The organism is Tateyamaria pelophila, from assembly GCF_019966495.1.
Taxonomy (GTDB): domain Bacteria; phylum Pseudomonadota; class Alphaproteobacteria; order Rhodobacterales; family Rhodobacteraceae; genus Tateyamaria; species Tateyamaria pelophila.
In genome coordinates this window covers 184,167-195,967 of the sequence record NZ_JAIMIA010000001.1, presented here as the reverse complement: position 1 = coordinate 195,967, position 11,801 = coordinate 184,167, and the positions used below count along the sequence as shown (strand labels likewise).

General features: G+C 58.4%; 8 protein-coding genes and 1 pseudogene. 3 read left to right on the top strand and 6 right to left on the bottom strand.

The window, feature by feature from the left end; translation table 11 throughout:
* Positions 1 to 476: 476 nt before the first annotated feature.
* The 3 genes from LC354_RS00960 to LC354_RS00950 all read right to left on the bottom strand — a co-directional run bounded on the left by LC354_RS00960 (position 477) and on the right by LC354_RS00950 (position 2,035).
* Positions 477 to 764, bottom strand: a complete 288-nt coding sequence (locus tag LC354_RS00960) for a hypothetical protein (RefSeq protein ID WP_223420933.1) — start codon at positions 762 to 764, stop codon at positions 477 to 479.
* A 332-nt stretch (positions 765 to 1,096) separates the two neighbouring features.
* Complete coding sequence (locus LC354_RS27960; protein ID WP_223420950.1) at positions 1,097 to 1,333, bottom strand: tetratricopeptide repeat protein; 237 nt, start codon at positions 1,331 to 1,333, stop codon at positions 1,097 to 1,099.
* A 21-nt stretch (positions 1,334 to 1,354) separates the two neighbouring features.
* Positions 1,355 to 2,035, bottom strand: coding sequence for a tetratricopeptide repeat protein (locus LC354_RS00950; RefSeq protein ID WP_223420932.1), 681 nt, complete (start codon positions 2,033 to 2,035; stop codon positions 1,355 to 1,357).
* On the opposite strand from LC354_RS00950, the gene LC354_RS00945 reads away from it, so the two are divergent.
* Positions 2,034 to 2,426, top strand: coding sequence for a DUF302 domain-containing protein (locus LC354_RS00945; protein ID WP_223420930.1), 393 nt, complete (start codon positions 2,034 to 2,036; stop codon positions 2,424 to 2,426). The genes LC354_RS00950 and LC354_RS00945 overlap by 2 nt on opposite strands.
* A 202-nt stretch (positions 2,427 to 2,628) precedes the next feature.
* Here LC354_RS00945 and LC354_RS00940 read toward each other — a convergent pair.
* Positions 2,629 to 2,940 (bottom strand): annotated as a pseudogene (locus LC354_RS00940) (phage integrase N-terminal SAM-like domain-containing protein); the annotation flags it as partial.
* Positions 2,941 to 3,384: 444 nt separating this feature from the next.
* Between LC354_RS00940 and LC354_RS00935 the strand changes: the two are divergent.
* Entirely contained in the window at positions 3,385 to 4,005 is a 621-nt protein-coding gene (locus LC354_RS00935; RefSeq protein ID WP_223420929.1) for a hypothetical protein, read from the top strand.
* A 684-nt stretch (positions 4,006 to 4,689) separates the two neighbouring features.
* Here LC354_RS00935 and LC354_RS27860 read toward each other — a convergent pair.
* Both LC354_RS27860 and LC354_RS00920 read right to left on the bottom strand, forming a co-directional pair.
* Positions 4,690 to 7,344, bottom strand: a complete 2,655-nt coding sequence (locus tag LC354_RS27860) for an AAA domain-containing protein (RefSeq protein WP_317849259.1) — start codon at positions 7,342 to 7,344, stop codon at positions 4,690 to 4,692.
* Between the two features lie 389 nt (positions 7,345 to 7,733).
* On the bottom strand, positions 7,734 to 8,765 hold the full coding sequence (locus LC354_RS00920; protein WP_223420928.1) for a helix-turn-helix domain-containing protein: 1,032 nt from the start codon (positions 8,763 to 8,765) through the stop codon (positions 7,734 to 7,736).
* A gap of 401 nt (positions 8,766 to 9,166) precedes the next feature.
* Between LC354_RS00920 and LC354_RS00915 the strand changes: the two genes are divergently transcribed.
* Positions 9,167 to 11,620, top strand: coding sequence for an arylsulfatase (locus tag LC354_RS00915; RefSeq protein ID WP_223420947.1), 2,454 nt, complete (start codon positions 9,167 to 9,169; stop codon positions 11,618 to 11,620).
* Positions 11,621 to 11,801 lie beyond the last annotated feature (181 nt).

The window sequence follows — 11,801 nt, the reverse complement described above, 5'->3', positions numbered from 1 at the left end:
AATTCTCCCGCGCAAAGCGTGTTGGAGTGGCTTTAGCTGGGGGGTTAGAGAAGATCCTCTCGATTGCCTGAAACTAGTGTTCCGAGTCTGACACATCCTACCTATTTGTGAAGGTCAGGGGCGAGGCGACTACTATTGATGGGTCGTGGATCACGAAGGCGAGGGGGCTGAAAGTATAAGTTGGATCTCAGTCGCGTTTGCAGTGAGCGGGATTTCAAACCACAGGTCGGCATAATGAATTCAATAGCTTAGGTGGTAGAGAAGGTTCGCTGCCAGTCCCGCTCCCTCCGCCATTTTCTAAATTGCGAACCAGTGACGCCGCCCTGACGGGCACGGATTTTTCCGTGTTATCAAAGGGGTTTGTGGGAACCGATCGAACCTCATAGGCGCGCCGCCAGGTCGAGGCAAGGTTCAGAATGGCCCTCAGTCTCAGTTTGGGCGAACCTCGCTCGTTCCGGTTCGGTCCCGTTTGCTCGTTATATTTCAATGGCCTGTTTCCGAAAAGGTGTTTCATCATGGCTTGCTGGAACAGTGCGCAGAAAGGCGACAATTGAGTAAAGGTCATCATCAAACAATCCTCGGTACAGGCTCATTGGCATAGGTGGTCCAATCACCGAGCCGTCGGGGCGAATACCTTCTCGAATTGCTTTGGCAAGCTCATCATCGGTCCAGCTGGCAACACGTCCGCCCGGTGTGATATTGACCGCCCAGGCCGCGAACATAGGGTTCTTTTCAACCATGAACCCACACAACTCGTTCGCCATATCAGGGCCGTTAGGTGTTTGGGGTGTATGGCAATTTCCGCAACCTGCCGTGCCCCTGACAAGATATTCCCCTCGTTCGACAGACGGTTCTGCATTCGTCACGGACGCAGCAGTCGACGAAAAAACCTTGAGCACGTTCGTGGAGCGCTCACAGCCAGCTTTGGATGCATTGCAGTTTCAACCCAATCAGAGACAGGCTGGCCAGCAAGGACGGACCGAACCGGTCATTAGACATGTATTTGTGCTGTCGCATTGTCAGCCCGTATTTCCGACGCTGCTGCGTTTGCTCCAGTATCCGCATTACGCGCTAAGCCAACCAATTCGACCAGGAATTATGACAGTCCAGACCTCGACAAGGCCTCTGTCAATGCGTCCGCTTCCTTCACAACCGGATAGGGAAACATGCGGTTTGAGTGGGCGAGACTGGATTTGGGCGCGATTTCTTTGATCCTTGAAACCTCCTCCTGTGCGCCTTTGGTGTCCCCGGTCTCCCAAATCGCGCGCACCAACTGGACACGTGCTGGAACGAAACGCGGGACATGTTCAAGTACCGATTGAAAGTGCTTTATGGCCGTCTCTTGTTGCCCGAGCTAAAGCTGGCGATGACCCTGCGGGAATTCCCAACTCGGCGGCAGAAAACTGTCTTTCGAGAAAACAGCATCCAGAAACTGACCAGCCTCTTTCGGACGTGCGAGACGGTTCAACGTCTCGCCATAGGCCAAATAGGATTCGGGGTTCTCTGGGTCGCGCGCCAACGTAGCGTCAAACGCGGCGATGGTTTCCTGTGGTCGACCCAGATATCCCAAAACCCATCCGAGGCGCGCATAGCCAAGGGCTGCGCTGTCGTCCCGTTTGATGGCCTCTCTGGCCAGACTTTCTGCGGCGTCCAGTGTCTTGTCACCGCCCGGCAGGCCAAAAACGTAGAGCGTCGTGCGGCAATAGGCTTGTTGCGCATAGGCATTGGCGAACCCGGGGTCCAATTCAGCCGCTTTTGCAAAGTGCGACAACGCTTCGGCAAAGGCCCGAGGTTCATAGCGAAAATAGGCATAGCGGCCCTTTTGGTAGGCGTCATAGGCCTCGGAATTAGACGTGCCGCGCCGCCTGTGCAAAGGTCTGGGGCGATCCGGTGCAATCACAGCGCTCAGCCGATCCGCGATCAGATCATGACCGGCCAGAAAACTTTCCGGGGAAAAGTCAAATCGCTCTGCCCAAATCTGCTGGCGCCCGGCACCATCCAGGATCGTCGCGTTCACGCGAAGAGGAACCGCCATGGCAGAACGCATCAACGTGGCCAGCAATGCAAATGTCGCAACATCCGTGGAGCGTTTTACCGCGGCCGTGGAGAATGCAGGAGCGCGGGTTTTTACGACGGTAGATTTTGCCCAAGGCAGTGCGTCGGTCGGAGAAACCTTGCGTCCGACAACGTTGGTTCTCTTTGGCAGCCCAAAGATTGGTGCAAAGGCATTGCAGCAAGGTCAGACCATGGCGCTGGAGCTGCCCCTGCGCATTTTGTTCTTCGAGGACGCAAACGGCCAAACCTGGGCGACCTATGATGACCCGCGGGCCATTGCGCCGTCACACGGCCTCGCTGCCGACCATCCCGCCGTACTGGCCATGAAAGCCGCGTTGGAAAAATTCTCAGAAGCCGCAACGGGAGAGTAACAACGCGCAAAGAAGGCGAAGCCCTCATGCTTCGCTATACCGGCCATGTGAGAGCGCCGCAGCAATCGGAAGAGTGGGCTCTGTTGAGACCTTCGCCGCAGATTGATCGAACGGTTGGTCTGATGAAGATTTTCTGATGCGTTCCAGGGTGTGAGGTTTGGGCTTGCCGCGCGAGTGGTTTGCGTTGGAAAAGCTCTCAGGGAGGAAGCCGTGGAGGCTGAGTGCGAAACTGCATGTACCGCTTCACCTCCTCGCGCCCACAGATCGTCGAGAAAAAGAAGCGCAGGGCGGTGATGCGGGCGTTGTAGACCGAGGGTGAAACCTCGGTATCCGTCATGGGAAGGTGATACGCTCGAAGCTTCTCCGGTGTCGCCGTATCGGGCGATCGCCCCAGAAACCTGGCGAAATCCTTTACCGCCCGGATGTGCGCCTGCTGGGATTTGTCCCCCAGACTCCGAATGCGCATGTCTTCGATCATCCACTCGCGCAGCGCGGTTGTTCTTTCCTTTGTCATGGAACCTCCTGTCATCAGACTGAGAAGACCCCAATCGTCAGACAGGTTGATCAGTACACAAAATCCAAGACGTCAGGAAAGAAGCAAACCATCAAACACAAGCACAATTGCGGCGCCAGCGCCTTCGTCCAGAAGGCCAGATTGCATTTTCGACAGATCGCGGCGAACGGCTGTTTCCGCGAACTGCCATAGACGTCCAAGGTTTCGCCTTGGGTTTCTCGCTGAGCTAACCGAGTGCGTTGACCGAAAGGCGAGACCAAAAACAGAAACACTTGATATAGAAAGGCCGTTGGCAAAGACGCGCACGCCCAGGTTGCTTACCCACTACTGTGACAGTAGTCTTATTGGAGCGGGTCTGTGCTCAGTCCTTTGCAAGCCCGCGGACTTGATTGTACTTAAACTCGAACCGGGTGTGGCGAGCATCAGACATATAAGGAAACCTCAATGACCCGAACCGCGATTATCCTTGGGGCCTCAGCCCTGATTGGACTTGCAACGCTCGCCCATGCCGACGAGCAGGCAGCCATCGACGGCTGCATCAACCAGATCCGCACCGTGACGGGTGGTCTTGGCGGCGAGGTGCTCGTGTCTTCGTTCTCGGAGGCCGGGACCAATGTCACGCTCCGTGACAGCGAAGGGACTATCTGGGAGTGCATTGGCTACTCCGACGGCACGGTCGGGGATCTCCGGGTAAACGAAGAAGCCGGGGCCGATGACGGCGAAGGCGCCATGGCCGGTGCGTCCCAGACCGGGGACGTCCAGGTGCGCTTCGCGGCAGGGACGACAGGCGCGACCTACAGCAATTCCTTGGGGTCCGGTGATGCTGTCCGGTACCTGCTCGGGGCTCAGCGGGATCAGCTGCTGACCGCCGAACTGCGCGGTAACAGCCCGCAGCTTGATTTCATCGTCTACGTGCCCGGTGGGGACATACTGTTCGAGTCCTCCCAAGGAGGCGACTCGTTTACTGGCGCTCTCCCGGAAAACGGCGAATATGCCGTTGAAGTTTTCTACAACGGAAATCAGGGCACCAGCGGAAGCTTTGACATCGTGTTTGAGATCAACTGAACGCGCAGCCGAATAAACTTGCTCGCAACAAATATCTGAAAAGATAACCGCCAGGCTTGGGTTCATAAACGCCAGACGGTGGTATTTTCAGGATGGCTGCTCCTGGCTGCGGCACTCAAGCGCGCGAGGGCAATAGTCATATCATTCGCGGACGGCTTTGTGACAGCTGAATCTGGGGCAGCGTTGAGATTGAAACCTGTCAGTTGGTCTTACAAGGCGACCTAGATGAACTCTTTTTCCTTTCTGGCGAAACTGGGGCGGTCCAGCGCTGCGCGTTCGATCCGCCATCGCCATCTATGCTGCGATCGCCTCTCTTAGACCAAATTCATGCAACCTATCTGATACGCCGGTGACGCCATATCGTTTCAGTCTGGACAGTCTGTAGCTCTTGGCAAATATCCGAAAGAAATGCTGCGGCTGCCGTTGCCCAGTTGGGGTAGCTATCGGCCATAATGCTTCCAAAGCCCCGGTTGATTCACGTCGAACCCAAATAAACTTGACATGAACCGCAAAAGCCCAAGTTACAACAAAACTAACATCGGTTTGGCTGCAGTGAAAGCTCACTTCGTCCGCAGATGTTGAGTTCACCTAGCCCAGAATTTTGCACGCGCAGCGAACGGCAGGTTTGACGGGCCGCACCGAAGCATCGTGAGGTAGGATCGTGTGACTGCTTTGGGCCGACAGTTACTTCGCGCGTCGCACGAGGCCGTCCCGGATGGTCTTGATTTCCTCTTCAAGGTGGGGGCCACGGTAGACAAAGGATGTTTCATGCCGGGCGTATTGCCCTTTCCGATCCGCGCTGAGCCAGTTGAATGATCCAGCACAAAGTAGCGCCTTGTCGACGGTCACAATTTTGCTGTGCAGCTTAGGAACCCGGTGAACCGTGACTCCGATCTCTGACAGATTGCGTTCCACGTCTTCCATCTGACTCAGCCCGCCTGCGGCTATTCCGGTATTCAGCAGGGGATCGGCAAAGACTTCGATGTCCGCCCCACGCAGGCGCGCTGTCTTTATGGCGTCCAGCAATCCGGTCCGGGCGATCGTCCCGGCGACGACCCATGGGCTGACGATCATGTATCTCCGCCCCTCGCCTTTTAACGCGTCCAGCAAGAAGGCATCGTGCTCGTCTGCGTGCTGAAGCATCTCGATTTGAGCTTCGCCGCGGCTCAGGTCTTCGCGAGGTTCCATGGCAAAATCCAGCGCCTTCCCTTTGGCCGCCAGGAACTCGGACAGCAACGCACGAGGGGAACCGCTACGGGCCGTGGCCAGAGTGTCCATATCACCAAAAACGAGGCAGCTGTCCTTGGCCCGCGACACCGTCACGTTCAACATGCTCGGTGAGGCGTCGATGAAACCGCCATCAGCGTGCTTGGAATAGACCGGCGAGAAGATCACGACAGGACGTTCGGCCCCCTGTAGTGCATGTACTGTGCCGACGGTCATGCTGTCGCGCCCCGACACCGTGATGCCGCGGGCGCGGCAAGCGTCCCGGATGGCGCGCACTTGCTGGCCAAAGGGGGTGACGACCCCGACAATCTGTTCCAATGGGTGACCGTAGCGGCCTTCCAGAAGCGCGCGGTTGTCCTCCAGCCATGCGGCGATGGTACGGGCCTCGACGGGATTGGCGCGACTACCGCCGCTGGTGAAGGCACGGCCTTCGACATGCAAGAAACCCAGCGCGGGAACGGGCGCGTCTATCGGTGCGGGGCCTCGCATCGGGCGCAGTTTGCCTTTGTAGCACAGGGCGTTGCTGAACCCGATGATCTCGTCATGGCAGCGGCGATGTTCGAATAGGTAGAGCCCGCGGTCCAGCTCCGGCCAGGGCGCGACCTTGCAGGCCTGCTGAGCCAGACGCATGGCGCTGCCGCTCGTCGATCGGATACCGCTGGCGGCCAGCTGATCGGGCACGTCCTCACTGTCGATCAAACTGCAGTCCTTGAGGTTGCCGATATCGACAGGGCCGGGCACGGCAGAGATTGGCTCGATCTGCTGCGTGTCACCGATAACCAGCGCGCGTTTGGCCAATGCGAAAGAGGCTCCCGCGACCTCGGGCAAAACCTGCCCGGCCTCGTCGACGATCAATAGGTCGATGAAATTGTAAAGGCTGTCGCTCGCGAACTTGCCACCCTGGAAGCGGCTGCAAGACAGCTTCCCCGGCAGGCTGGCAAAGGTGGCCACGGCGCAGGGCGTCAGCATCATTCTGCGCTTCCAGCGTGGCTCGACGGCCTTGCGCCCAGTTTTTTCATGCGAGGTGGTGATTGTGGCGAGATCGGCCTCCATCGCCATCAGCCACCGCCCCTCCCAGTAATGGGTTGCGAGCAGGAACAGGTCGAAACGAGTCCCGAGGTCAGCTTGCCGCTCAAGCACGTCCAGGTCGTCCGAGCCTCCGAACGCCTCAGCCGCCTTGCGCCAGACCAATTTGCTGACCGCTGCCTGCTGCCTAAGATTCTCCGCTCGGGAGAGTCGCTGTTTGGCGGATGCCAGTGCTTTCTGCCCGTCTCTCAGCGCATCCGAGACCCGCGTTTCGATGTCCTCAATGCGGATCATGTCCTGCAATCCGTCCAGCCGATCCCCAATCGCCAGCCGCGCCCTGAGCGCACGCTTGCGCTTGACCGAGGACAGGAAGCCAAAGACACCGGTGAGCCAGGATTCCGAGGCAAGATACCGATCGAGTGCAGCGTGCGCGGAGGCCAGACGTTCCGAAGCGTCCTGGCAGGCACGAACTGCGTCTGCGCGTCGGTTCTGCTCAGCCCCTGGATCTTCGCCCAATTCGATCCGCAGCCGTAGAATTGGTGCCACCGCCGCTTCGAGCATTGGATTACCTTGTACAAGTTCCCACACCCGCGTCTCGAAACGGGCCTTGCTCACCTGGCCCATCTTCAACCCAAAGTTACGCAGGACACCTCTGACTGACTGTTCGATCTTGATCGCAGCGTTCTGGATCGCCTTGCGCGTGGTCAGGACTGCGCGCATCTCCTGTGCTGATACAGATTTGCAGTGCACAGGCCGGAACCAGCCCATCTGCAACAGACGGGCGATGCCGAATGCGTCCCGGCGATCGGTCTTGATCGGCATGGCTTTCAGTGCCCCCTTCACGTGCCGGGTCTCCATCAACACCACTTCAAATCCCGCCGCCGTTAAGTGCATATGTAACCACTGTGACAGCGGCCCCGATTCCAACCCAACAACCTCTACGTTTCCTGAGAGATCTTGCAGAAATGCCGTCAGTGCCTCTGGTTCACTGGGCGCGCTCGCCTCCTTCACAACCTTACCGCAATCGCTCAGAACGCAGATCGCCGTGCTTGCAAGTGAGACGTCACAGCCGATAAACAAATCCATGTCGTTGTCCTTTCATTCTATCAAAGAATTGGGGCGCGCCTTTTGGCAAGACCCCGCAGACACGCCATACGTGTCAAGGACAACGACACCTCATCACCACAAACACATCAAGATGCCGAAACGGCGACGATTCACGCCAAGCCCTATTACGGCATCCAACGCGGCAGGGGTTGCGTGTGGTGGGCGCGGCGCGATGATCTTATGGCTGAGATTTTGGAAATGGACGCGTCTGTCCGACGATTGAGACCTCTCAATCAACGGATAGACGGATAGGAGGATCCCATGGTGGACCAGAAAACAACACCGCCGCGTGAACAGATGATCGAAGATATGTGCATAAGGGCTGGGTGAGAGCTCTCAGAAAGCGTATATCCGGGCGGTCAGGGCAGCTATGTCTTGCGCTGCAATTCCTGGCGCAATTTTCGAGGCGATGCGCCGGTCCAGCGGCGTACGGCCCGGGTGAGCGCCGCCGGGTGGGAATAGCCGAGGTCCGAGGACAGGCTCGACACGTCGACCGTTCCGGTGGCCAGCGTCTGTTTCGCCACCTCGCTGCGCACATCATCGAGCAATCGCGTAAAGTCTGCACCTTCCGCGCTGAGCCGACGTTGCAGCGTTCTCACACTCATGCCGGCAGAATACGCCAGTTGCCTGACCGTCGGCGTGCCGCTTCGGATCATGACGGCTAGTGCGACACGAGCAGAGGCTGTCAGCGTTCCATCTTCGCGGAGACGTGTCCACTCCGCTGGCTCCGGCAGAACGTCACGCTCTTCAATGATCGTGCCAAGGAAAGGCGCATGCGCAACTTCATTGGAGATCCTGATCTCAAGGCGCGGCTGCGTTGTGGGCAAGATCGGGCAGTCGAAATGCTTCGTCAGATGATCGAGGCCGAATTCCGGATGCGGCATCAATTTGACATGGTCGAAATATGGTGGCTCCCGTCCCGTCATCCTGCAAACGCATTGGACGATAGAAACCACGGATTGCTGCACGACATGGAGGGTCTCTGCATCAAAATCCCATCGCCAGACGTCACTCAAGAGGATGCTGCCCTCGGTGTCTTCGACGTCCAAAATCTCGTGAGAACAATGGCGCGGGAGCGCCGCCGCTGTGCGCCTCAAGGCGCCGCGCGGCGTGCCACCGTGCTTCATGACGATGCCGAGCTTGGCGAGATCGTCGATGGTCGACGTCGAGAAGGCACTGCCTTCGAAAACACGGCAGCCAATATCGGCACCTTCGGCCACGGACATCTGCCGCACGAACTCGCAGGCGTTGACCAGTGGCACCGGGCAATCGGGGTCATGCACCGGAAGGTATTCGATACACGCTTCGGCGAGCCGTGGCCCGGGCGCAATTCCGTTTGCTTCCAGCCACTGGACCCAAGGCACCAGGACGGCTGCGCGAATTAGTGGGATGATCGTCATCGTAGGGGCTTCCCCCTCATTCCAGGGCGGTTACCATGCAAAGGTATTCGTTCCATGGTCGTCTGAAAAGGCCAATCATAAAGCGTCTTGTCGTGAGCGGATCGCAAGGCCCCGTATGGCTCACCCATGCAAGACATTCTGGAACGAACGTGCAGGTGTGCTCCGGTGAAGTGGGCGGCAATCCCGGCGCGATGTAGATTTTGGCGCGCATTGTTAAGTGGAGGCGCGAGCAATGATTTAAGTCATTCCCAGCGCATGCTCCGAGGGCCATATTTCGCTTAGATTGACACGACTCGCAGGATTTTCGTGAGGCTGTGCTGCCAAATCTAATATTGGAGAAATGAATGTTACTCAGAATCTTTGATCGGTCCTTGGTCGCAGGCCTTGCTTGCTTGACCATAATGGTGGGGCCGGCTGATGCGCAGCAGGTCACAGGCACGCTTGGATCGCCAAGCGCCACGACGTCTCTGAACGGCCTGCAATTGCCATCGCCACCGCCACAGTTCGGGGGAGAAATCCAGACTGATGTGGATGAATCGACACCTTGGTGGGCGCCCCAGATCGTCCCGCCCGAGGAAGCGCCGAATGTTCTTCTGATCATCACCGACGATTCCGGCTGGGGCATACCGTCGACTTTCGGTGGTGTCATTCCCTATGACACTATGGATGCGCTGGCTGCAGATGGGATCAAGTTCACGAGCATTCATTCGACCTCGCTCTGCTCACCGACCCGGGCGGCGCTGATCACCGGGCGCAACCACCACAACGTGGGCTTCGGCGTGATCTCTGAGCAGTCAACCGGCTTTCCCGGCTACAACAGCATTATCGGCGAGGACAAGGCGACGGTTGGCCGGATCCTGCTCGAGAATGGCTACAACACCTCTTGGTTCGGCAAAAACCACAACACGCCGGCGTTTCAGGCCAGCCAATCGGGCCCGTTCGACCAATGGCCGACCGGCATGGGATTCGAATACTTCTATGGCTTTGTCGGCGGTGACGCGAACCAATGGCAGCCGAACCTGTTCCGCAATACCAGCCAGATCTACCCGTTCGACGAGGCCGCGGGCGAGTGGAACCTGATCACTGCGATGGCCGATGACGCCATCGACTGGATCAGCCGGATGCACCAGACCAACCCGTCAAAACCGTTCATGATCAAGTATGCGCCCGGTGCCACCCACGCGCCGCACCACCCGACCAAAGAATGGGTGGAGAAGATCGAGGCGATGAACCTGTTCGAAGACGGCTGGAACGAACTTCAGAATACCATCTTCGCAAAACAGAAAGAAATGGGCCTCTTCCCTGAGGACGCCAAGATCACACCCTGGCCCACCGATTACATCAAGGAATGGGACAAACTGACCGACGCCGAGAAGAAGCTGTTTATTCGGCAGGTCGATGTGTTCGCCGCCTACTCGGCCTATTCCGACCACGAGATCGGGCGCATCGTGCAGTTTCTCAAGGACATCGGCGAGTACGACAATACGCTGATCATCTACATCAACGGTGACAACGGTAACAGCGCGGAGGGTGGTCTGCTCGGCACTCCCAACGAGGTCGCGTGGTTCAACGGCGTGGGCGAAATGCCAATCGAGACCCAGATGAAGTGGTATGATGTCTGGGGCACCGAAGAGACCTATAACCACATGGCCGTAGGCTGGACCTGGGCCTTCGACACGCCCTACCCGTGGATGAAACAGGTGGCTTCGCAGCTTGGCGGGATTCGGCAGAACATGACGGTCACGTGGCCCGCGAAGATTACCGACAAGGGCAGTCAACGCGACCAGTTCCTGCACGTGATTGACGTCGTGCCGACGATCCTTGAGGTCGCCGGTATCACCTCGCCGCAGAGCGTCGACGGGATCACCCAGGTTCCGATGGACGGCAAGAGCTTTGCCTACCTCTTCGACGCGGCCAACGCCAATGCCGCCCCGCCGCGCGACACCCAGTATTTCGAGATGATGGGGCAGTGGGGGCTGTGGCAGAACGACTGGTTCCTGGCCACCAAGGTCAACCGCGCGCCCTGGAATGCCTTCGCCACGCCGAACCTCGATCCGCTGAACAACCAGGTGTTGGAGCTCTACAATCTCAAGGACGACCCGACGCAGAGCACCGACGTTGCAGCGGCGCATCCCGACATGGTTCAAAAGCTGAAAGAGACGTTCATCCGCGAGGCAACGAAGTATCAGGTCTTCCCGCTCGATGCGTCGGTGGCAACACGGCTGATCGCACCGCGACCAAACATCACCGCCGGACGGGACGAGTTCGTCTACACGCGTGCGATGACCGGTCTGCCCCAGGGCGACTCGCCTGCGATCCTGAACGCCTCCTACACCATCACCGCCGAAATCGACGTGCCTGAGAGCGGTGCCGAAGGCATGATCCTGACCTCAGGCGGGCGCTTCGCCGGGTATGGGTTCTATCTGCTCGATGGCAAGCCTGTGTTTCTGTGGAACCTGCTTGATCTGGAACGGGTCAAGTGGGAGGGAAAGGACGCCCTCAGCCCCGGCAAGCACACTGTCGAGTTCGACTTTGTCTATGACGGTCTGGGCATGGGCACGCTGGCGTACAACAACCAGAGCGGCATCGGGAAGGGCGGCACCGGCACATTGAAGGTCGATGGCACGGTGGTCGACACCAAGAAGATGGACAAGACCATCCCGATCATCCTGCAATGGGACGAAAGCTTCGACATCGGCTCGGACACGTTGACCGGCGTCAACGACGCCGACTACAAACCGCCGTTCGCCCTGACAGCGGCGCTCGACAAGTTGACCATCAAGATTGACCGGCCGCAACTCTCCGACGCGGACAAGGCAAAGTTCGAAGCGGCAATGCACAGGGCCAGCGACTGACAAACGGGGCCGCGCCGATCGGGGCGCGGCCCAAATCCACCATTTCGACCGGCGACCCGATGAAATTCTCGCATGATGGCTGAGTCCTGGGAAGCGGATCATGCGGCGGCAGATCTGCACATCAGGCGCGGCTATGATGTTTGCGACCTCCCAACGATCGCTGTTGGTCAGGAGGCCACCC

What these genes read in the sequence shown, in the direction of transcription:
- LC354_RS00950 (WP_223420932.1), bottom strand. Translation starts at nt 2,035, where the DNA reads ATGGCGGTTCCTCTTCGCGTGAACGCGACGATCCTGGATGGTGCCGGG.
- LC354_RS00920 (WP_223420928.1), bottom strand. Translation starts at nt 8,765, where the DNA reads ATGACGATCATCCCACTAATTCGCGCAGCCGTCCTGGTGCCTTGGGTC.
- LC354_RS00945 (WP_223420930.1), top strand. Translation starts at nt 2,034, where the DNA reads ATGGCAGAACGCATCAACGTGGCCAGCAATGCAAATGTCGCAACATCC.
- LC354_RS00960 (WP_223420933.1), bottom strand. Translation starts at nt 764, where the DNA reads ATGGCGAACGAGTTGTGTGGGTTCATGGTTGAAAAGAACCCTATGTTC.
- LC354_RS00915 (WP_223420947.1), top strand. Translation starts at nt 9,167, where the DNA reads ATGGTGGGGCCGGCTGATGCGCAGCAGGTCACAGGCACGCTTGGATCG.
- LC354_RS00935 (WP_223420929.1), top strand. Translation starts at nt 3,385, where the DNA reads ATGACCCGAACCGCGATTATCCTTGGGGCCTCAGCCCTGATTGGACTT.
- LC354_RS27860 (WP_317849259.1), bottom strand. Translation starts at nt 7,344, where the DNA reads ATGGATTTGTTTATCGGCTGTGACGTCTCACTTGCAAGCACGGCGATC.